This window comes from Streptomyces sp. RB17 (assembly GCF_009604455.1).
Taxonomy (GTDB): Bacteria; Actinomycetota; Actinomycetes; order Streptomycetales; family Streptomycetaceae; genus Streptomyces.
The window spans coordinates 56085-76825 of record NZ_WEGL01000009.1; the positions used below are offsets into that span (position 1 = coordinate 56085).

Annotated in this window: 21 protein-coding genes and 1 pseudogene; 14 read left to right on the forward strand and 8 right to left on the reverse strand. The window is 72.0% G+C overall.

The annotated features are described in order from the left end of the window. Window positions 1–43: 43 nt before the first annotated feature. From SRB17_RS34070 to SRB17_RS34105, 8 genes and pseudogenes are all read left to right on the forward strand, one after another. Window positions 44–1903 carry an FAD/NAD(P)-binding protein gene (locus SRB17_RS34070; RefSeq protein WP_153544287.1) on the forward strand — a complete coding sequence of 620 codons (1860 nt, stop codon included), beginning with the start codon at window positions 44–46 and terminating at the stop codon, window positions 1901–1903. After that, window positions 1900–2070 (forward strand): hypothetical protein, encoded by a 171-nt coding sequence (locus tag SRB17_RS34075; RefSeq protein ID WP_153544289.1) that lies wholly within the window; start codon window positions 1900–1902, stop codon window positions 2068–2070. Before SRB17_RS34070 ends, SRB17_RS34075 begins: the two co-directional genes overlap by 4 nt. A 118-nt stretch (window positions 2071–2188) precedes the next feature. After that, window positions 2189–3076: pseudogene (locus SRB17_RS34080) on the forward strand (LLM class flavin-dependent oxidoreductase); the annotation flags it as partial. A gap of 36 nt (window positions 3077–3112) precedes the next feature. Next, complete coding sequence (locus SRB17_RS34085; RefSeq protein WP_153544876.1) at window positions 3113–3898, forward strand: DUF1684 domain-containing protein; 786 nt, start codon at window positions 3113–3115, stop codon at window positions 3896–3898. A 250-nt stretch (window positions 3899–4148) separates the two neighbouring features. Continuing rightward, on the forward strand, window positions 4149–5048 hold the full coding sequence (locus tag SRB17_RS34090; RefSeq protein WP_323376651.1) for a S1 family peptidase: 900 nt from the start codon (window positions 4149–4151) through the stop codon (window positions 5046–5048). 318 nt (window positions 5049–5366) lie between these two features. Then, complete coding sequence (locus SRB17_RS34095; protein WP_153544293.1) at window positions 5367–6449, forward strand: S1 family peptidase; 1083 nt, start codon at window positions 5367–5369, stop codon at window positions 6447–6449. Between the two features lie 292 nt (window positions 6450–6741). Continuing rightward, window positions 6742–10167 (forward strand): DNA polymerase III subunit alpha, encoded by a 3426-nt coding sequence (locus SRB17_RS34100; protein ID WP_323376653.1) that lies wholly within the window; start codon window positions 6742–6744, stop codon window positions 10165–10167. Beyond that, complete coding sequence (locus SRB17_RS34105; RefSeq protein ID WP_153544295.1) at window positions 10164–11177, forward strand: DNA polymerase Y family protein; 1014 nt, start codon at window positions 10164–10166, stop codon at window positions 11175–11177. Before SRB17_RS34100 ends, SRB17_RS34105 begins: the two co-directional genes overlap by 4 nt. Here the strand turns inward: SRB17_RS34105 and SRB17_RS34110 are convergent. Then, on the reverse strand, window positions 11155–11529 hold the full coding sequence (locus tag SRB17_RS34110; RefSeq protein WP_153544297.1) for a cupin domain-containing protein: 375 nt from the start codon (window positions 11527–11529) through the stop codon (window positions 11155–11157). The two genes, SRB17_RS34105 and SRB17_RS34110, sit on opposite strands and share 23 nt — an antisense overlap. Window positions 11530–11615: 86 nt before the next feature. Between SRB17_RS34110 and SRB17_RS34115 the strand changes: the two genes are divergently transcribed. Next, window positions 11616–12062, forward strand: a complete 447-nt coding sequence (locus SRB17_RS34115) for a MarR family winged helix-turn-helix transcriptional regulator (protein ID WP_323376655.1) — start codon at window positions 11616–11618, stop codon at window positions 12060–12062. A gap of 167 nt (window positions 12063–12229) precedes the next feature. Further along, window positions 12230–13093 (forward strand): esterase/lipase family protein, encoded by an 864-nt coding sequence (locus SRB17_RS34120; RefSeq protein ID WP_153544299.1) that lies wholly within the window; start codon window positions 12230–12232, stop codon window positions 13091–13093. 50 nt (window positions 13094–13143) lie between these two features. Here the strand turns inward: SRB17_RS34120 and SRB17_RS34125 are convergent, their stop codons facing one another. Further along, a complete protein-coding gene (locus SRB17_RS34125; protein WP_153544301.1) occupies window positions 13144–14118 on the reverse strand; it encodes a lytic polysaccharide monooxygenase auxiliary activity family 9 protein in 975 nt (324 codons plus the stop codon). A 173-nt stretch (window positions 14119–14291) separates the two neighbouring features. After that, window positions 14292–14900 carry a TetR/AcrR family transcriptional regulator gene (locus SRB17_RS34130; protein ID WP_323376657.1) on the reverse strand — a complete coding sequence of 203 codons (609 nt, stop codon included), beginning with the start codon at window positions 14898–14900 and terminating at the stop codon, window positions 14292–14294. 46 nt (window positions 14901–14946) lie between these two features. Between SRB17_RS34130 and SRB17_RS34135 the strand changes: the two genes are divergently transcribed. Together SRB17_RS34135 and SRB17_RS34140 are read left to right on the forward strand one after the other, a co-directional pair. Further along, window positions 14947–15408, forward strand: coding sequence for an SRPBCC family protein (locus SRB17_RS34135; RefSeq protein ID WP_153544305.1), 462 nt, complete (start codon window positions 14947–14949; stop codon window positions 15406–15408). After that, window positions 15405–15863 (forward strand): GNAT family N-acetyltransferase, encoded by a 459-nt coding sequence (locus SRB17_RS34140; RefSeq protein ID WP_153544306.1) that lies wholly within the window; start codon window positions 15405–15407, stop codon window positions 15861–15863. Before SRB17_RS34135 ends, SRB17_RS34140 begins: the two co-directional genes overlap by 4 nt. A 16-nt stretch (window positions 15864–15879) precedes the next feature. Here the strand turns inward: SRB17_RS34140 and SRB17_RS47715 are convergent, their stop codons facing one another. Beyond that, window positions 15880–16011, reverse strand: coding sequence for a hypothetical protein (locus SRB17_RS47715; protein WP_153544308.1), 132 nt, complete (start codon window positions 16009–16011; stop codon window positions 15880–15882). A gap of 112 nt (window positions 16012–16123) precedes the next feature. Between SRB17_RS47715 and SRB17_RS34150 the strand changes: the two genes are divergently transcribed. Beyond that, window positions 16124–16747 (forward strand): class I SAM-dependent methyltransferase, encoded by a 624-nt coding sequence (locus SRB17_RS34150; protein WP_153544310.1) that lies wholly within the window; start codon window positions 16124–16126, stop codon window positions 16745–16747. A 28-nt stretch (window positions 16748–16775) separates the two neighbouring features. Here the strand turns inward: SRB17_RS34150 and SRB17_RS34155 are convergent, their stop codons facing one another. Both SRB17_RS34155 and SRB17_RS34160 read right to left on the reverse strand, forming a co-directional pair. Further along, window positions 16776–17276 carry a DUF402 domain-containing protein gene (locus SRB17_RS34155; RefSeq protein ID WP_153544311.1) on the reverse strand — a complete coding sequence of 167 codons (501 nt, stop codon included), beginning with the start codon at window positions 17274–17276 and terminating at the stop codon, window positions 16776–16778. Further along, window positions 17257–18186, reverse strand: coding sequence for a GNAT family N-acetyltransferase (locus tag SRB17_RS34160; RefSeq protein WP_153544313.1), 930 nt, complete (start codon window positions 18184–18186; stop codon window positions 17257–17259). Before SRB17_RS34160 ends, SRB17_RS34155 begins: the two co-directional genes overlap by 20 nt. Window positions 18187–18257: 71 nt before the next feature. On the opposite strand from SRB17_RS34160, the gene SRB17_RS34165 reads away from it, so the two are divergent. Further along, on the forward strand, window positions 18258–18626 hold the full coding sequence (locus tag SRB17_RS34165) for a GntR family transcriptional regulator (protein WP_323376659.1): 369 nt from the start codon (window positions 18258–18260) through the stop codon (window positions 18624–18626). Window positions 18627–18712: 86 nt separating this feature from the next. Here the strand turns inward: SRB17_RS34165 and SRB17_RS34170 are convergent, their stop codons facing one another. Both SRB17_RS34170 and SRB17_RS34175 read right to left on the reverse strand, forming a co-directional pair. Next, on the reverse strand, window positions 18713–19483 hold the full coding sequence (locus SRB17_RS34170; RefSeq protein ID WP_323376661.1) for a DUF72 domain-containing protein: 771 nt from the start codon (window positions 19481–19483) through the stop codon (window positions 18713–18715). A 15-nt stretch (window positions 19484–19498) separates the two neighbouring features. Further along, window positions 19499–20608 carry a DUF5925 domain-containing protein gene (locus SRB17_RS34175; protein ID WP_153544317.1) on the reverse strand — a complete coding sequence of 370 codons (1110 nt, stop codon included), beginning with the start codon at window positions 20606–20608 and terminating at the stop codon, window positions 19499–19501. Between the last annotated feature and the right edge of the window lie 133 nt (window positions 20609–20741).

Below are 20741 nucleotides of genomic sequence, written 5' to 3' on the forward strand. Positions count from 1 at the left end.
ATCACCCGTGTTCTGACGTCACTTCGCGTCACGGAGCCTTCGCATGTCATCCGACACCCTTGCCCAACCCCCCACCTCCTCGGGGATTCCCGAGCCCGCGCACGCCCCGCGGAGCATCCCGCGGCGCGGGACCGGCCGCCCGACGAGACCGCAACTGGTGATCGTGGGAGCCGGGCCGCGGGGGACCGGACTGCTGGAGCGCATCGCCGCCAACGCCCCGGAGCTGTACGCCGGTCCGGGCCTCGACATCCATCTGGTCGACCCGCATCCGCCGGGCGGCGGCCGCATCTGGCGCCAGGCGCAGTCACCGCTGCTGTGGATGAACTCGCACGCCGAGGACGTCACCATGTTCACCGACGAGACGGTGACCATGGACGGACCGGTCCGCGAGGGCCCCACCCTGCACGAGTGGGCGGGCCTCGACGGCAGCACCTTCGCCGACCGGCAGCTCCAGGGCCGCTATCTGCGCTGGGTGTACGAGCGCGCACGCGCCGAGCTTCCCGAGGGCATCGCCGTTCACCACCATCCCCGGCGTGCCGTGCGGATCAGCGGTCCGCGCGAGGGCCGCCAGCAGGTGTGGCTCGAGGGCCGTCCACGCCCTCTCCCCGCCGACCTGGTGATCCTCGCGATCGGCCACCTGGACGCCCAACCGGACGGCGAACAGGCGGCGTTGGCCGCGTACGCCCGCGAGCACGGCCTGGTGCACCTGCCGCCCGACTTCACCGCCGACAGCGACCTGTCCCCGCTGCAGCCCGGCGACCCCGTCCTCGTACGCGGCTTCGGGCTGGCCTTCGTCGACCTGATGGTGCTGCTCACCGAGGGGCGCGGTGGGCGGTACGAGGGCGACACCTACGTTCCCTCGGGGCGGGAGCCGGTGCTCTACGTCGGCTCGCGGCGCGGAGTGCCGTACCACGCGAAGATCGGCTACGACTGGACCGGCGACCGGCCCCCGCTGCCCCGCTTCCTCGGCCCGGCCGAGGTCCAGGCCCTGCTGGCCAGGCCGGAGGGCTTCGACTTCCGGCGCGATGTGTGGCCGCTGGTGGAGAAGGAACTGGGCTTCGCCCACTACCACCGCCTCTTCACCGCCCACGCCGAGCGTACGGCGATGACCTGGGCCGACTTCGAGGAGAAGTACGCGGCGGCGAGCGGCATCGCCGAGGTGCGGGCGCTGGTCGCCGCCGCCGTGCCGGATCCGGCCGACCGGCTCGACCTCACCGCGCTCGACCATCCGCTGGACGGGGTGAGCCATGCCTCGCACGAGGACTTCCAGGAAGGCTTGCGGGGGTACATCGAGGCGGACCTGAGCCGCCGGCACGACGCCTCGTACAGCGCGGATCTCGGCGTCTTCCTCGGGCTGCTCTCCGTCTACGGGCAGCTCGTCCGCCTCGGGAACATCGGCCCCTGGTGGCACGGCTTCTTCAGCTACCTGGCGTCCGGGCCGCCCGGACCCCGGCTGCGGCAGATGCTCGCACTGTCCCGGGCCGGACTGCTCAGGTTCGTCGGCGCCGACATGACCGTCACCGCCGAGGACGGCGTGTTCCGGGCCACCAGTCCCACCGTGCCGGGCTTCTCCGTCCAGGCCCGGGCGCTGGTCGAGGCCCGGCTGCCCGAGCCCACCGTCGGCCGGGCCCGCGACCGCCTGCTGCGCGCGCTGCACACCGACGGCGCCGCCGAGACCCCCGACGGGCTGCTCCGGGTGGACCCCGGCGACGGCCGGATCCTCGACGGCGCCGGGCGGCCGCATCCCCGGCGCTTCGCGCTCGGCCCGTACACCGACGCCCGCACCCCCGGCGCCTTCACCCGGCCGCGCACCGGCGGGGCCGCGTTCCGGCAGAACGACGCCACCGCCCGGGCGGCGCTGTCCTTCCTGAGCACCTCACTCGAGAGGGAACTCGCGCGATGAGCGTCATGGCCGGCATCCGGTCGGTGCACAAGAGCTTCGCGGCTGTCCTGCTGTGCGACGAGCCGACCTCGGCGCTCGGGCCCGAACTCGAACAGGGGCCGCCGGGCGAGGGGCTGGACCGGGCGCGGCACGAGCGGGCGCGGGCATTTGTGGCGAAGGCGCTGTGAGGGTGGGCGTCGCTGTGGGGTGCGGTGCGTTCGGCACCGCCGGTCCGAGCCCTTGTGGTTGCCCGCCGTCCCGGCGGAGGCAAGGGATGCCGAGGCAAGGGGAGCGGAGGCCTCGGGTATGAGCCAGCTGCTGCATCTCGCCGCCGCCGTCGATCTGCCGGGCTGTTCCGCTGCCGAACCGTACGTCGAGCTGGTCCGGCTGGCCGAGCGCGGGCGGCTGGACTTCGTCACGCTGGAGGACTCCTTCGCCCGGCCCGGGCCCGACGCGCTCGCCGTGCTGTGCCGGGCGGCGCCCGCGACCCGGCGCATCGGTCTGGTCCCGACCGTCACCACCACCCCCACCGAACCCCTGGTGGCGCAGGCGGCCGTGGCGACGCTGGACCGGGTCAGCGGTGGGCGGGCCGGCTGGCGGCTGGACGTGTCCGCCGGTGCGGAGGAGCCGCACCACATCGACTTCACCGGCACCGCCTTCTCGGTCCGGGACCCCTCGACCGTGCCCCGGCCGCCGCAGGGTCACCCCGTCCGCCTGGTCGACGCCACCGAGCGCCATGCCCGTACCGTCGCCGCCCGGTACGCCGACGTGGCCCTGGTGCGCGCCGCGACCCCGGCGCAGGCCACCGCCGTACGCGACGAACTGCGCGCCCGTGCCGCCGAGTTCGGGCGGGATCCGGACGCTCTCCGGGTCCTGACGGGTCTGCTGGTCGACCTCGGCGACGGCGAGCACGCGGCCGAGCCCGGACACGGGGGCGGGGGTCCGCGGGCGACCGGGCGGGGGCCGCTCTACCGGGGCGGCCCGGTCGACCTGGCCGAACTGGTCGCCGGCTGGCACGCCGACGGTGTCACCGACGGCTTCCACTTCGTGCCCGTCGAGCCGCGCCGTGATCTGGAGCGGCTGGTCAACGGCACGGTGGCGCTGCTCCAGCACCGCGGCCGGTTCCGCACCTTCTACCCGGGCAGCACCCTGCGCGAGCACCTGGGCCTCACCCGGCCCGCCAACCGGTACGCCATGAACATGAGATATGTGGATGAAGGGAACGACGGCATGACGACGGACGCGGCCGACGCATGGAAGCAGTGGCACGAGGAGCGGGTCGAGAAGGTGTCCGCGCCCTACGGTCCGCTCGCGCTGACCGCCACGCACTGGATCGAGGACTATCCGGAGGGGCGAATTCCGGACATTCCCGGGACCTGGGTGGTGGCCGAGCGGGAGGGCGTGCTGCTCACCGCTGTCGAGGCTGACGGCCTGAGCGTGGACGGGCGGCCGTTCGCGGGCGAGGTCCGGCTCGCCGCCGATCGCGGACCGGAGGCGGAGGCGCGCGTCGCGCTGGGGGAGAAGCGGCTGTTCGTGCTGGTGCGGGAAGGGGTGTGGGGGGTGCGGGTGTACGACCCCGAGGCCGCGGCCCGGCGTGCCTTCCGGGGGATCGAGGCCTCGCCGTACGACCCCCGCTGGTCGGTGCCGGGGCGGTTCACGCCGTACGACGGCACCCGCACCGTGCGGGTCGGCAACGCGGACGGGCGTGAGCGGGGGCTCGCCCTCGCCGGTGAGCTCGCCTTCGCCCTGGACGGGCGGGAGCTGACGCTGCAGGTCGCCCAGCAGGGCGACGGGCCGCTGTGGGCGGTGTTCGCCGACGCCACCAGCGGCGACACCAGCTTCCGGTTCCGCTTCCTCCACCCGGCCGCGCCGGACGCCGAGGGGCGTACGACCGTCGACCTCAACCGCGCCCAACTCCCGCCGTGCGCCTTCGCCGACCACTTCATCTGCCCGTTCCCGCCGCCCGGCAACACACTGGACGTGGCGATCGAGGCGGGGGAGCGGGCGGTGCGCTGACCCTGTGGTGACGGCCGCGGTCACCGCCGGCGGCGTGTGCTGAGCGGGTGTCAGGGGGGTCCTGCGTAAAGGTGGTTTAAAAGCCAACGGCCGAAAGCCACTCTTGTGGCGACCGGTCGTTCGGCCGAATACTCCCCCTCAGCGCTTGCCAGGGGGCATGCATGTTCGCAACCCGGCGCACCCCCTGGCTGCGCCTCACCGGGCCCCGACCCCACGCGGGCCCCCGACTTCCCCTGGGAGGGAACGAAAAGTGAGGATCAAGCGCAACACTCCCCGCAGCGGCACCGCGAGACGGACCCGGCTGATCGCCGTGGCCACCGGCCTCCTGGCCGCGGCCGCGCTCGCCGCCCCCACCGCGCACGCCGGCGACGACCACACGTTCAGCGCAGCCCAGCTCAGCAAGGCGAACGACGCCGTTCTCAAGGCCGACGTACCCGGTACGGCCTGGGCGACGGACAGCAGGACCAACCGCGTCGTCGTCACCGTCGACAGCACGGTGTCCAAGGCCGAGATCGCCAAGATCAAGCAGCAGGCCGGCGGCGAGGCGAACGCGCTCACCATCAAGCACACCCCCGGCAAGTTCAACAAGCTGATCACCGGCGGCGACGCCATCTACGGCGGCCAGTACCGCTGCTCGCTCGGCTTCAACGTGCACAGCGGCAGCACGTACTACTTCCTCACCGCCGGTCACTGCGGTCAGGTGGCGTCCACCTGGTACAGCAACTCCAGCCACAGCACGGTGCTCGGCACCAACGTCGGCTACAGCTTCCCGGGCAACGACTTCGCGCTCGTGCGCTACACCAACTCCTCGATCTCGCACCCGAGTTCGGTGGGCAGCCAGTCCATCACGAGCGCGGCCACGCCGTCCGTGGGCACGACCGTGTACCGGCGCGGTTCCACCACCGGTACGCACAGCGGGCGGGTCACCGCACTGAACGCCACCGTCAACTACGGCAGCGGCGACATCGTCTACGGGCTGATCCAGACCACGGTGTGCGCCGAGGGCGGCGACAGCGGTGGTCCGCTGTACGCGGGGACCGTGGCGTACGGGCTGACCTCCGGGGGCAGTGGTGACTGCACCTCCGGCGGTACGACGTTCTTCCAGCCGGTGACCGAGGCGTTGAGTTACTACGGGGTCACGCTGCCCTGACGCTCCGCTCCTGTGGGCCCCCGCATGCCGGTTGGTGTGCGGGGGCTTCTTGGTGGGTGTGGTGCGTATGGTTTCGGCCAGTCGCTTTGGTCACCGTCCGGTGTGGGTCACGTGCGTGTTGTGTTTGCTGTGCGAATCACGCTGGGGTGACCGTGTACGGTCAAACAGGGGAGGGGTGTGCAAGACCCGTCCGTGCGCGGCCTGAAGTCAACCTTGTGTGCCCCTGTGTCATTCGGAAGAGTGGACGCTCGTCAACCAGCCTTCCGGTCCGTCGAGTCCCCACAACTCGCGGGCCATCCCCCCACAGGAGGACGTGAGTTGAAGCACCGACGCATACCCAGGCGGCGGGTCGCCGTGGCCGGGGCGGGAATCGCCGCACTGGTCGCCGCGGGTGTCACCTTGCAGAACGCGAACGCCAGCGAGCCTGTGAAGTCGGCTCCGGAGCCGCAGGTTCTGTCCGCTCCGGCGGCTGGAAACCTCGCCTCGACGCTGTTGAGTCGCCTCGGGTCCGAGGCCGCGGGCAGCTACTACGACGCCTCGGCCAAGAGGCTCGTCGTCAACGTGGTCGACAAGGGTGCGGTGAACGCCGTCGAGGCGGCCGGGGCCAAGGCGAGACTCGTCACCAACTCGCTGGCCGCGCTCGACGGCGCGCGGACGACGCTGAAGAAGGACGCGACCATACCGGGGACGTCGTGGGCGGCCGACCCGGTGAGCAACAAAGTCGTCGTCACCGCCGACAAGACGGTCTCCGGCGCGCAGTGGGCCAAGCTGAGCAAGGTGGTCGACGGGCTCGGCGGCACGGCGGAGCTGAGGAGGTCGAAGGGGGAGTTCAAGCCCTTCATCGCCGGTGGTGATGCCATCAGCGGGTCCGGCGGGCGCTGCTCGCTCGGCTTCAACGTGGTCAAGGACGGGCAGCCGTACTTCCTGACCGCCGGGCACTGCACCGCGGCGATCTCCAACTGGTCGGACTCCAGTGGCCAGGAGATCGGGCAGAACGCGGAGTCCCACTTCCCGGGGACCGACTTCGGGCTCGTGAAGTACACGGCGCAGGTGGACCACCCGAGTGAGGTCGACCTGTACGACGGGTCCACCCAGAAGATCACCGGTGCCGCCGAGGCGACGGTGGGGATGAAGGTGACGCGCAGTGGGTCGACGACCCATGTGCACGACGGTACGGTCACCGGGCTGAACGCCACGGTGAACTACCAGGAGGGCACCGTCAGCGGTCTCATCCAGACCGACGTGTGCGCCGAGCCCGGTGACAGTGGTGGGTCGCTGTTCTCGGGGAGCGAGGCCATCGGGCTGACGTCCGGCGGCAGTGGTGACTGCACCTCCGGTGGGGAGACGTTCTTCCAGCCGGTCACCGCTGCGTTGTCCGCCACGGGGGCGCAGATCGGCTGACGCCTTTGGTGAGCGGTTCGTGGAGTCCCGTCCCCGGGTGCGTGGGGGCGGGGCTTCGTGTCGTATGCCTGCGCCGGCCCTTCCCGCCGTGCGCGGCCGCGGGCCGTCGGGAGCGCGCCGTCGCATGGATCACGAGCGCGGGGTCGTGGGGTGCCTCGGGCGAGTGTTTGTGCAGGTGAAAGGCGGTCGAGCGGGTGTCGTACGCATGTTCGAGAAAGGGGGTATGGTGGGGGTGGAAGTAGGGAACTGATGTTCGAGAGCTGTTCGGGGCTCACGAGTGCGGGAGGTGCGTGTGCCGGGCTTCGCGCATCTGCACACCGTCTCCGGGTTCTCCCTGAGGTACGGGGCATCCCATCCGGAGCGGCTGGCCGAGCGTGCCTCGGAGCGGGGGATGGAGGTGCTCGCTCTCACCGACCGGGACACCGTCGCGGGGGCGGTGCGCTTCGCCAAGGCCTGCGCCGGGGTGGGGGTGCGGCCGGTCTTCGGGGTGGATCTGGCGGTGGGCGAGGCCGAGGCCGTACGGCATGCGCGGCGGAAGGTGCCGGTGCGGGGCGGGGCCTTCGTGGACGAGTCGGCTCCCCGGGTGACCTTTCTCGCCCGGGACGGGGCGCGGGGGTGGGCCGACCTGTGCCGGATCGTCACGGCGGCGCACGCGGGAGAGGGCGCTCCGCTGCTTCCCTGGCCCGGGAATCACGGGGAGGGACTCGTGGTGCTGCTCGGGCCAGGGTCGGATGTGGGGCGGGCTCTTGCGGCGGGGCGTCCGGACCGGGCCGCGCGGCTGCTCGGGGCGTGGCGTGAGGTCTACGGCGACGCGCTGCGGCTGGAGGCCGTCTGGCACGGGCGTGGGGGTACGGGGCCCGGTTCGCTGCGGCTGGCCGCCCGTACCGTCGGGTTCGCCGCCGAGCAGGGGGTCCGGCCGGTGCTCAGCAACGCCGTCCGGTATGCCGATCCGGGGGCGGGGCCCGTCGCCGATGTGCTGGATGCCGCGCGGCGGCTGGTTCCGATCGATCCGCGCGGGGAGCTGGACTCCGGTGAGGCCTGGCTGAAGGACGCGCAGGCGATGGTGGGGGTTGCCGAGCGGGTGGTGGAGGCTGCCGGGTACCGGCGGGACACCGCCCTGCGGCTGGTGGAGCAGACCCTGGCCGCGGCCGAGGAGTGCCGGGTCGATCCCGAGAGGGATCTCGGGATCGGGACCGTGCACTTTCCCGAGGCCCATCTGGTCGGTGCCGGGCTGCGTACCGCCCAGCGGGCTCTTGCCTCGCGGGCGGTGGCGGGGATGGTGCGGCTCGGGTATGGGGGGAGGCGTGCGTACTGGGAGCGGATGCACCATGAGCTGGACATCATCGCCCATCACGGCTTCGCCTCTTATTTTCTGACGGTTGCTCAGGTCGTGGACGATGTACGGGAGATGGGGATCCGGGTGGCCGCCCGGGGGTCCGGGGCCGGGTCGCTCGTCAATCATCTCCTGGGGATCGCGCACGCCGATCCGGTCGAGCACGGGTTGCTGATGGAGCGCTTCCTGTCCAAGGAGCGTGTGGTGCTGCCCGATATCGACATCGATGTGGAGTCCGCCCGGCGGCTGGAGGTGTATCGGGCGATCATCCGGCGGTTCGGTGAGGAGCGGGTGGCGACCGTTTCCATGCCGGAGACCTATCGGGTGCGGCATGCCATCCGGGATGTGGGTGCCGCCCTGTCCATGGATCCGGGCGAGATCGATCGGGTGGCCAAGTCCTTTCCGCATATCCGGGCCCGGGACGCGCGGGCGGCGCTGGAGGAGCTGCCCGAGTTGAGGCGGCTCGCGGGGGAGAAGAAGCGGTACGGCAGGCTGTGGGAGCTGGTCGAGGCGCTCGACGCCCTGCCGCGCGGCGTCGCCATGCATCCGTGCGGGGTGCTGCTGTCCGATGCCTCGCTCCTCGCCCGTACGCCGGTGGTGCCGACCAGCGGTGAGGGGCTGCCCATGTCGCAGTTCGACAAGGAGGACGTGGAGGACCTCGGGCTGCTCAAGCTCGATGTGCTGGGCGTGCGGATGCAGTCGGCCATGGCGCACGCGGTCGCCGAGGTGGAGCGGGTGACGGGGGAGCGGATCGATCTGGACGCGGTGCCGGCGGGGGATCCGGAGACCTATCGGCTGATCCGGTCCACCGAGACGCTGGGGTGCTTCCAGATCGAGTCGCCCGGGCAGCGGGATCTGGTGGGGCGGCTGCAGCCGAGCACCTTTCATGATCTCGTCGTGGATATTTCGCTGTTCCGGCCCGGGCCCGTCGCAGCCGACATGGTGCGGCCCTTCATCGAGGCACGGCACGGGCGGGCGCCGGTGCGTTATCCGCATCCTGATCTGGAAGAGCCGTTGCGCGGGACGTACGGCGTTGTCGTCTTTCACGAGCAGGTCATCGACATCGTCGCCATCATGACCGGATGCGGGCGGGGTGAGGCCGACCGGGTGCGGCGGGGGCTGTCCGACCCGGAGTCGCAGGGGCGGATCAAGGTGTGGTTCGCGCAGCAGGCCGCGGCCAGGGGGTATGGGGCGGAAACGATTCAGCGGACCTGGGAGATCGTGGAGGCCTTCGGGTCGTACGGGTTCTGCAAGGCGCACGCCGTCGCCTTCGCCGTGCCGACGTATCAGTCGGCCTGGCTGAAGGCCCATCATCCGGCCGCCTTCTATGCCGGGCTGCTCACGCATGATCCGGGGATGTATCCGAAGCGGCTGCTGCTGGCCGACGCGCGGCGGCGCGGGGTGCCGATCCTGCCGTTGGACGTGAATGTGTCCGGGGTCGCTCACCGGATCGAACTGGTGTCCGAGTCCGGGGTATGGGGGCTGCGGCTCGCCCTCTCCGATGTGCACGGCATCAGTGAGGCGGAGGCGAAGAGGATCGCGGACGGGCAGCCGTACTCCTCCCTGGTGGACTTCTGGGAGCGGGCGCGGCCGAGCCGGCCGTTGGCTCAAAGGCTCGCCCAGGTCGGCGCGTTGGATGCCTTCGGTGCCAACCGGCGGGATCTGCAACTGCACCTGACCGAGCTGCACCGGGGCGCCCGGAGTGGTGGTGGCGGTCAGCTGCCGTTGGCGGGCGGGCGGAAGACCGCGCCGGCGGGGCTGCCGGACCTGACGTCGGCGGAACGGCTCAGCGCCGAGCTGGGTGTGCTGTCCATGGACGCCTCGCGCAATCTGATGGACGACCACCGGGAGTTCCTCAGGGAGCTGGGCGTGGTCTCCGCGCGCCGGCTGCGCGAGGCGCGGCACGGCGAGACCGTGCTGGTCGCGGGCGCCAAGGCGGCCACCCAGACCCCGCCGATCCGCTCCGGCAAGCGGGTCGTCTTCTCCACGCTGGACGACGGCACGGGCCTGGTCGACCTGGCGTTCTTCGACGATTCGCATGACGCGTGTGCCCACACCGTCTTCCACTCGTGGCTGCTGCTGGTGCGGGGAGTGGTGCAGCGGCGTGGTCCGCGCAGTCTGAGCGTGGTGGGGTCCGCCGCCTGGAACCTCGCCGAGCTGGTGGAACTGCGTGCCGAGGGTGGCCTCGACGAGGTGGCGGCGCGGCTCGCGGAGCCCGTGGCCGAGGGCGCGGGCGGTGATCCGACCGGTGGGCGGCGGATCCAGCTGCCGACCGGATACCAGATGCATCCGTGGGCCGATCTGCGGCCCGCGGGGCAGGAGGCCGCACAAGGGCCTGCTGCCGTACGGAAGTTGTGGCACCAGAGTCCGGGGAGTGCGGGATGACCATTCTCTGCGTACGTTTCCAGCTGCCGCCGATGGACGAGGCGGCCCTGCCGGGACTGCTCGGACTGCTGGAGGACTTCACCCCGGTCGTGGAGGCGCTGCCGCCGGACGGGGCGCTGGCCGATCTGCGCGGTGCCGAGCGGTACTTCGGGCGCAGCGCGGTGGAGCTGGCCTCGGTGATCCGGGTGCGGGCGCTCGCGCGGTACGGCGTCGACTGTGTGATCGGCGCCGGTCCCGGCCCGATGCTGGCCCGTGTGGCGCTGCGGGACGCCGGGCCCGGGGTGACGTGTGTCGTGCCCGAGGATCCGGAGGGCATCGCGGAGTTCCTCGCCGAGCGGCCCGTGTCCGCGCTGCCCGGCGTCGGCACGGCGACCGCCCGCACCCTGAGCGAGTACGGCCTGGACACCCTGGGCCTGGTCGCCGGTGCGCCGCTGTCCACGCTCCAGCGGCTGACCGGCGCGAAGGCGGGCCGTGAGCTGCACGAGAAGGCGAGTGGCATCGACCGGGGCCGGGTCGTGCCGAACGCCGTCTCGCGGTCGCTGGCCACGGAACGGGCCTTCGACCTCGACGAGCTGGACCCCGGCCGGCACCGCAGGGCGCTGCTGTCCGCCGCCGAGGAACTGGGCGCCCGGTTGCGCGCGGTGCGGAAGATCTGCCGCACCCTGACCCTCACCGTGCGCTACGCCGACCGGTCCTCGACCACCCGTAGCCGCACCCTGAAGGAGCCGACCGCGCACTCGGCGGCCCTGACCAGGGCGGCCTACGACATGTACGAGGCGCTCGGCCTGCAGCGTGCCCGGGTCCGCGCGATCACCTTGCGGGCCGAGGGCCTGGCCCCCGCCGACCAGGCCTCCTACCAGCTCACCTTCGACCCCGTGGACGAGAGGATCCGCCGTATCGAGGAGGTCGCGGACCGCGCGCGGGCGAAGTTCGGGCCCCGGGCGGTGATGCCGGGGGCGCTGGGGCGTGACGGCGGCTCGACGGCCGTCAGTTGGCCCAGGGTGGCGTGATACGGGCGCCGTCGGCCAGCTCCGCCTCCAGGCCGACGGAGGTGGTGACCCAGGAGAGCGCGGTGTGGTCGGTCGGGTTCTCCACGGTGAGGGTGGCGCCGGGGTTCACGATCACCGTGTCGCCGGCGGAGATCCGCTCGGTCCGGCCGTCGAGCGTGATCAGCAGTTCCCCGACGAGCAGATGGAAGATCTCCTCTCGGCTGACGGTGTGGGCGGGCGCCCTGGTGCCCGCCGGGATCTCCCCGCGCCAGGCGCAGAGCTCCTTGCTGCCGGTGAGTGGGGTGGCGTACGAGACGAAGCGGGCGCCGTGGATCTCATGGGTCGTGGCCTCCGACGAGCGGACGACGGGCATGGCGGTGATCTCCGTTCAGTGGTCAAGCAACTTGACTATATGGTCAAGCTACTTGACCAACCTGTCAAGGGTGTTTCAATGCCTCCGTGCAGAACTCCGAAGCCATGGCCCTGTCCGCCGCCCTGCTCGCCGTCGCCGGCGACCTCACGCAACGCATCCATGACGGGGTCACGGCGCGCGGATTCACCGATCTGCGGCCGGCGCACGGCTTCGCCTTCGCGCGGCTCGCCCCGGACGGGGCCACCGTCACCGACCTCGCGGCGCACCTCGGGGTGACCAAGCAGGCCGCGAGTCAGCTGGTGGACGAGGTCGTACGCAAGGGATACGCCGAGCGCCGGCCGCATCCGCAGGATGCGCGGGCCCGGCTGGTCGTGCTGACGGAGCGGGGGTGGGCCTGCACCCGGGCGGCCGAGGAGGCGGCGGCCGAGGTCGTAGGGGTGTGGGCCGGCCTGCTGGGCGAACGTGAAGTGCGCGCGCTGGGTGAGCGTTTGGCGCGGATCGCTCCCTATGGTCCGATCAGGCCTGCCTGGTGACGGTCCGTCAGTGTTCGACGGCGCTCCGGTTACCACTGGAAGTTTTTACTGACGCGTAACTTCACGTCTGCACTACTCGCTCGTAACTTGACGAGTGAACAGCATCCTCGTGATCCGGATCACAGGGCAAGGCCCCCACCTCCCTTGAGCCGCAAGGAGATCACACGATGCTGCCCTGGAAGCGAGTGCTCAGACCGCTTGCCGCGCTGCTCCTCACCGCCGCCGTCGCCACCGTTCCCGCCGCAACGGCGGCTGCCGCGGACGCCGCCCCGAGCACCGGCTGGAACGACTTCTCCTGCAAGCCCTCCGCCGCCCACCCCCGCCCGGTCGTCCTGGTGCACGGCACCCTGGGCAACTCGGTCGACAACTGGCTCTCCCTCGCGCCCTATCTGGAGACTCGCGGGTACTGCGTCTTCTCCCTCGACTACGGACAGCTGACCGGCGTCCCCGTCTTCTACGGCCTCGGCCCCATCGACACGTCGGCCGGGCAGCTGTCGGCCTTCGTGGACAGGGTGCTCGCTGCGACCGGAGCCGCCAAGGCCGACCTGGTCGGGCACTCCCAAGGCGGCCTGATGCCCCGCTACTACCTGAAGTTCCTCGGCGGAGCCGCCAAGGTGAACGCCCTCGTCGGCCTGGCCCCCGACAACCACGGCGCCACGCTGAGCGGCCTCACCAACCTGCTGCCGTACTTCCCCGGCGCCTCGGACCTGGTCAAGGCCACCACCCCCGGCCTCGCCGACCAGATCCCCGGCTCCGGCTTCCTCACCAAGCTCGACGCGGGCGGCGACACCGTCCCCGGAGTGCACTACACGGTCATCGCCACCAAGTACGACGAGGTGGCCACCCCTTGGCAGAGCCAGTACCTGAGCGGCTCCGACGTGCACAACGTCCTGCTCCAGGACCTGTGCCCGCTCGATCTCTCCGAGCACGTCGCCATCGGCCTGTTCGACCGCATCGCCTTCCACGAGGTGGCGAACGCGCTCGACCCGCCCCACGCCACCGCCACCACCTGCGCGTCGGCCTTCAGCTGACGCGCCGCCGGGGCCTGTCCGGCCTGAGCCGCCGGACAGGCCCCGGAACCTCAGCGGCGGTGGGCGGCACCCGCCGCGCGCCGCCGCACCGACAGGAACAGCGCCGCCGAACCGAGCGCCAGCGCCGCCGCGCCGCCGATCGCGGCATAGGCGGTACCGGAGGAGGCGCCGGTCTCCGCCAGATCGCGCGAAGTGCCCGCCGCCCGGGGTGCATTGGGGGCGGTCGAGGGCTGCCCTGCGGGCTGCTGGGACGGGGTGGCCGTGGCGTCGCCGCCGTGACCGTGGTGCCGCATCGTCGACTTGTCGGCACCGGCCGCGATCTGCCGGTCGGAGGGCGCGGAGGCGGTCGGGGCGGGAGTGGAGCCCGTGCTCCCCGTGCCGGCGCCGCCGAAGTCCACGTCCGAGCAGGAGTAGAACGCCTCCGGGCTGTCCGAGCGCTGCCAGATCGCGTACAGCAGCTGCCGGCCGGACCGCGCGGGAAGGGTGCCGGAGAACGTGTAGAAGCCGCCCGAGGCGACCGGGTCGGTGACCGTCGCCACCGGGTGCTGCAGATCCAGCTCGGACCAGGCCGGCGGCTTGGCGGGGTCGTAACCCGGCTTGGTGAGGTAGACCTTGAAGGTGCCCTTGTGCGGCGCCGTCACCCGGTACTTGAAGGTGTACGACCCGCCGTGCACGCTCGTCGCCGGCCAGTCGGCGCGGGCCAGATCGAGGCCCTTGAACTCCTCGTTGTTCGCGCTGCACAGCTTGCCGTCCGGGATCAGCTTCTGGTGCTGCCCGGCGGCATCGCCGATCCGGATGCCGTTCCAGTCGTACAGCGCCTGCGTGCCGCCGGCCGCCACGGCCGCCTTGCATGCCGCCGACTTCGGGCTCTGAGGACCCTCCGCGTAGCACTGCGAGACACGGCTGACCGGGTCACCCATCGAACCGTGCGCGGAAGCCGGAGCGGCGGCGAGCCCGGTCAGGGCAAGGGGCGGCAGACCGAGCACGGCGACGACGGCGGCCGTGCGGCGGGCGCGAGCGGACATGCGGAACTCCTCGGCAGACGGTCCTTCGGTGGGGCGGAACCCGTGGGGGGCGATCCGAAGCTAGCCCCAAGAACCCCCGAAACGGCCTGCTGAGGGCGGGTGGAGGACATCCTTATGGTGCCGTTAAGGCGGGACTAACCGGGGGCTCAGGCTGCCCACACGCGGTGACTTCGTCATTCCGTGCCGTAGTACAGCCGCAGGAACTCCTCCATCGCCGCGTCCACGCCGGCGCGGTCGCCGGTGGCGAGCAGGTCGAGCAGCAGGCCGCGGACGGTGGCGAGTCCCAGCCGGGCGCGGCTCCGGGCCGTGGCGGGCTCCGTGCCCGCGGCGGTCTCGGCGGCCACGAGCGGCTCCAGCCAGTCCGTCACCAGCCCTTCGAGGACGGGGGCGGCCTCGGGGCGGCCGCGCAGCGCCTGTCCGCAGATCTCGAAGAAGAGCCGCTCCTGCCCGGCCAGCCGAGGGTCCGTCAGCTGCCGCCACAGCAGCCGGGCGACATCGGCGGGCGGGCGTCCGGGCTCCAGGTGGAGCCGGGACAGCAGCTCGCGCTGGCGCCGTTCCGACGTCCGGACGATCTCGACGAGCAGCTGTTCCTTGGACCCGAAGTAGTGGATCAGCATGCGGTGACTGACGCCGATCGCGGCGCCGAGGCGGCGCAGGCTCAGATCCGCGATGCCGTGCGCCGCGACGTGGTCGACGGCCGCGTCCACGAGGTGTGCGCGCCGGTCCTGGTCCACGCCGCTCCCGGCCTCGTCCTCGGGATGCGGGTCGCCCGTATTCGCCACGACGTGAGTGTACCAATTGGTACATGGGCCATGTACCGTGTGGTACATGAAGCCGGTCACCGTGTCGATCGACGTACCGCAGACACCCGAGCAGGTCTACGACTTCCTCGATGTCATGGCCCACCACGAGCGATTCACCGACCACTACCTGACCGACTGGCGCTACAGCGGCCCCCGCCGGGGCGTCGGATCGTGCGCCACGGTCACCGCCGCGCTGGGCGGCGTGCGGACCGACGTCACCATCGAGGTCGTCGAGGCCGAGGCGCCACGGCGGATCGTCGAACACAACGTCAGCGCGGCCGGCCGGCGCCGGGCCCGCGGCACCTACGTCATCGACCCCCTGCCCGCCGGCGGGAGCCGCGTCTCGTTCACGTACACCTGGGTGCGCGCCCCGCTGGCCGACCGGCTGCTGGCTCCCGTCGTACGGACCACCATGCGGCGCGCCAACGGCACGGTCATGCGGCGCCTGGCCACCGAGTTGGCTCGGGTGGATACCGTGCGTCCATGATCGAAGAGAACCCGGAGCGCGTGCGGCCGGCCGTCGCCGAGGACGTGCCGGCCGTCAAGGCCGTGACGGACGCGGCCTACCACCCCTACATCGAGCGCATCGGAGTGGTGCCGCAGCCCATGGCGGCGGACCACGCCGCGAACGTGGCCGCCGGAAGGGTGTTCGTCACCGGAGAGCCCGTCGACGGGCTGGTCGTGATCGAGGCGTTCGCCGACCATCTCTTCCTGGACAGCATCGCCGTCCGCCCCGGTGCCCACGGCACGGGCGTCGGACGGCGGCTGCTGCGTTTCGTCGACGCACGCGCGCGTGAGCTGGGCCTCGGCGAGATCAGGCTCTACACGAACGCGTTGATGTGGGAGAACCAGAAGATCTATCCGAAGTACGGATACGAGGTCGTGGAACGCCGTGTCGACGGCCCCTACGACCGCATCCACTACCGCAAGCGGCTGGCCTGACGGCCCGCCGGCGGGGTCAGTCGTCGGGCCACCAGGTGCGCGCGATGTCCTTGCGCACCTCGGGACGTTTCGCGGGGCGTTCCTCCGCCTCTTCGTGGATCCGGCGGCTGTCCGTCTTCTTCAGGGGCTTGTGCACGATGCGGCGCATGGCTGCCTCCTTCAGAGCCTACCGAGTTTCCGTGTCGTCACGGTGGTAGACGCTTTTGCCGAGAGTTCCTCATCGGAGCCGGGTTGTCAGTGGTGGCTGTCACTCTTGGGGCATGACGAACGTGAATGACGACACGGTCGCGGCGGGCACCCCGGACCTGGACTGGGACGCCGCGGCCGGCGCCTTCGACGACGAGCCGGACCACGGCCTGCGCGACCCCGGCATCCGCGCGGCCTGGGCGGCCCGGCTCCGCTCCTGGCTGCCCGAGCGCCCCGCCGACGTCCTCGACCTCGGCTGCGGCACCGGCAGCCTGTCGCTCCTCGCGGCCGAACAGGGACACCGGGTGACGGGCGTCGACTCGTCCCCGGCCATGGTCGAGCGGGCCCGTGCCAAGCTCGCCGGGCGCGACACCGTGATCCTGTGCGGGGAGGCGGCGACGCCGCCGGTCGGGGAACAGCGCTTCGACGTCGTCCTCGTACGGCACGTCCTGTGGACCCTGCCGGATCCCGGCCGGGTCCTGCGGCGCTGGCGGGATCTCCTGCGCCCCGGGGGCCGTTTCGTCCTGGTCGAGGGTGTCTGGGGCGCCCCGCACCCCGTGGGCATCCCCGCCGACCGCCTCACCGCGCTCCTGGCCCCGCTGAGCCCGGACGTGCGCGTGGAGCGCCTGTCCGACGACCCGCTTTTGTGGGGGAGACCGGTGGAGGACGAGCGGTACGCGGTGGTGGCGGTGGTGTGAGGGAGGGCCGCCTCCCTGGCTGACGGCGTCAGGTCAGCAACCGGTCGAAGTCGCCGGTGCGGGCCAGCGTCTCCAGTTCGTCGAGGGCGGCCAGGGCGGCGGACGCGGCCTCGGGGTCCGTCTCCGTGAGGCCGCTCTCCGCGAACTCGTCCTCGTCCAGACGCCGTACGTCGCTGCCGTCGGCGGAGCGCCACAGATCCAGGTCCAGGTCCTCCACGACCAGTTCACCGTCGGTGCGGACCGCCGGCCTGGTGATGTCGCAGTACCAGCCCTTCAGAGTGCCGTCGGCGGCGCGCACCTCCTTCACCGAGTACCAGCGGTCCCGCCAGTAGTACTCGGTGAATACGTCGCCCGCCTCGAAGCGCACGAAGCCGAAGTCGCGGACGCCGGAGCCCGCCCAGGGCGCGCGCACGGCGATGCGGGTGCCGTCGTCGCCGAGCAGCCCGGCCGGGTAACGGATCTTCGTCCGGCCCGCCTTGACCAGGACGACGTCCAGCGGGGCCGTCGGTTCAGCCGAGTTCGCGGACATGGCGCACCTCCGTGGCGCAGATCTCGTATCCGAGCCACTTGTTGATCGCGATCATGGGCTCGTTGCCGGCGTCGTTGCCCGTGAAGGCCTCGGTGAGACCGGCGGCGCGAGCCCGGTACAGGGAGTGGATCTTGGCGAGCTTCGCCAGGCCACGGCCGCGGTGGGCGCGGGCGGTGCTGGTCATCGCGGTGGAGTAGCGGGCGGCGCCGTCGGTGTAGGCCACGCTGAAGGCGACCGGACGGCCGTCGACACACGCGGCCACCGTCAGGTCGCGGTCCAGCAGCGGATGCTTCCAGTACTGCTCGACCCAGGCGTCGTAGTCCGCGTACTCGTAGTCGATGTCACTCGGCTCGTCGCTCATCGTCTGGGCGTCCAGCTCGAACAGCGGGCGTGGGTCGTCCGCGAAGTCCGCGGCCGTTCGGAGTTCGACGTCCGGCGGGGTCCGAGGCAACGGAGGGAGGGCGGTGCCCGCGAGATCGAGGCGGAGGAAGTGGGCGGACCGGCTGTCCCGGTAGCCGTGCCGCTGCGCGAAGGCGCGGTTGGCCGGCTCGTCGAGGACCCAGCTGAGCAGCCTGGTCGCTCCCTGCGCGGCGAGGTGCTCCTCGGCGGCCCGCAGCAACAGCCCGCCGGCGCCGCGACCGGTCCGGTCCGGCCGGACGTAGATGTTCAGCAGGCCCTGGCCCGGCTCGGTGCTGTCGTAGGCCAGGTGGACCTGGGCCGTGCCGATCACCTCGCCGTCCTCCTCCGCGATCAGCGGGCGGTAGCGGGCGTCGGGCGGCATGTGGACGGCGTTGTGACGGACCGAGTCCGAGGTGAACAGGATGTACGGCAGGGCGAGATGGCGGACCCGGGCGAAGCCCTCGGTGTCGGCCGCGGACTCGGGGCGCAGATCACGCACGATCACTGTCATGGAGAGGCACCGTACGGGGCCGCGTGCCGGGGATGCCTCTCATTTTCCGCCGGGTACGGGACAATCGGCCCGTGAGCCTGAAGATCCGCATCGATGACAGCGCGCCCCCGTACGAGCAGGTGCGGGCGCAGATTTCCGAGCAGGCGCGGTCCGGGGCACTGCCCGTGGGATACCGGCTGCCGACCGTGCGGGGGCTTGCCGAGTCCCTGGGCCTCGCGGTGAACACGGTGGCCAAGGCGTACCGGGCGCTGGAGGGCGACGGGGTGATCGAGACGCGGGGGCGCAACGGAACGTTCGTGGCTGCCGCCGGCTCGGCCGCGGAACGTGAGGCTTCCCTGGCCGCGCAGGCGTACGCCGAGCGTGTCCGGCGGCTTGGGCTCACCGAGGACGCGGCGTCGGCCGCCGCGCGGGACGCCCTGCGGGCCGCCTATGGGGAGTAGGGGTCCGGTTACGGGCTTCGGCTGAGGAGCGTTCGGCACCGCCGGACAGCGCCGTCGTGGCTGAGCGCCGTCGCGGCGGAATCAGCTCACCGGCGTGCCATCGGCTCCGGGGTTCTGGTCACCGTCAGCCCCGCCCGCCTCGCCGTCCTCCCGAAGGCCACCGCATCCGCCACCGCCGCACCCCCCGGATCATTGTTGAAGTACGCGTACACGTCCTCCCCCTGCTCCCACGTCGTCGCGATGCGGTCGACCCACGTCTCCAGGGACCGCTTGCCGTAGCGGGGCCAGGGGTGGGCCCGGCCCTGGTGGAAGCGGGCGTAGCCCCAGTCGGTGGTGCGCCACAGCGGGGTGACCGGGCGGGCCAGGACGTCCGCCCAGCACAGGGCCGCGCCCCGGGCCGACAGGACGTCCCGGACCTCCCGTGTCCACCAGGAGTCGTGGCGTGGCTCGACCGCGACGCGCGTGCCGGACGGGAAGCAGGCCAGGCAGGCGTCCAGGAGCCCGGGGTCGGCGCGCAGCGTCGGGGGGAGCTGGAGGAGGACCGGGCCCAGGCGGTCGCCGAGGCCCGCCGCATGGCTCATCAGGCGGTGAACCGGTTCCTCGGGGTTCTTCAGGCGCTTGATGTGGGTCAGATAGCGGCTGGCCTTGACCGCGACCACGAAGTCCTCCGGGACCCGGTCCCGCCACGCCTCGAAGTTCTCGCGCGAGGGGAGGCGGTAGAAGGCGTTGTTGATCTCCACGGTCGCGAACAGGCGCGTGTACTCCTCCAGCCACAGCCGCGCCGGGACCCCGGCCGGATAGACGAGGTCCCGCCAGTCCTTGTACTGCCACCCGGAGGTGCCGACGAACAAGGTCACAGCACCATCAAAGCACTACAGGTACAGGCCCGCGTCCGCGCCGTCCCGCGCCCCGGGCACCGAGGTCGGTGCCGTGCCCCGGCGCAGGGCGAACAACTCGGCCAGCGTCGCCCCGTCCCGGCCGACGGCCTCCTCCCGGTCCCGGGCCTCGCCGCCGAGCCAGTTCACCGCCTCCCGGTGGGTCAGCTTGCCCACCTCGATACGGGCCAGGCAGCGGCCGGGGCGGACCACGGCCGGGTGCAGGCGCTCCAGGTCCTCGTTGGTGGTGACGCCGACCAGGACGTTGCGGCCCTGGCCGAGCAGGCCGTCGGTGAGGTTCAGCAGCCGGGACAGGGCCTGGCCCGCCGTGTGCTTGGCCTCGCCGCGGATCAGTTCGTCGCAGTCCTCCAGCAGCAGCAGCCGCCAGCGGCCCTTGCCGGCGCTGTCCTCCTCGCCGATCGCGATGTCCATCAGATAGCCGACGTCGGAGAAGAGGCGCTCGGGGTCCAGCACGCAGTCCACCTGACACCAGTCGCGCCAGGAGCGGGCCAGCGTGCGCAGGGCGGAGGTCTTGCCGGTGCCCGGAGGGCCGTGGAGGAGGAGCAGACGGCCCGCGATGTCCTGCGGGGTCGTCTTCATCAGACGGTCCATGGCCTCCGCCACGGGTGCCGTGTAGTTGGGCCGGACCTCCTCCCAGGTGCCCGCGGAGATCTGCCGGGTGGTGCGGTGCGGGCCGCGCCTGGGGGAGACGTACCAGAAGCCCATCGTCACGTTCTCGGGCTGGGGCTCGGGCTCGTCGGCGGCACCGTCCGTGGCCTGGTCGAGGACGTTCTTGGCCAGTTCGGCGCTGGTCGCGGTCACCGTGACGTCCGCGCCGCGGTTCCAGCGGGAGACCAGCAGGGTCCAGCCGTCGCCCTCGGCGAGGGTGGCGCTGCGGTCGTCGTCGCGGGCGGCCCGCAGCACCCGGGCGCCGTCGGGCAGCAGGGTCGCGCCGGAGCGGACGCGGTCGATGTTCGCCGCGTGCGAGTACGGCTGCTCGCCCGTCGCGAAGCGGCCGAGGAACAGCGCGTCGACGACGTCGGACGGCGAGTCGGAGTCGTCGACGTGGAGCCGGATCGGCAGAGCGTCGTGTGGGTTCGCAGACATGGGGCCATGATCCGGCACGGGTGTGCTGTGCGCACGGCATTTCGCATCGGCGGAAGCGTTGTTCGTCGGCTGCGGGCCGTCCTGGGCCGGTCGCTCCCCCCAAGTTCTCGACTTCGCTCGAACCCGGGGGACC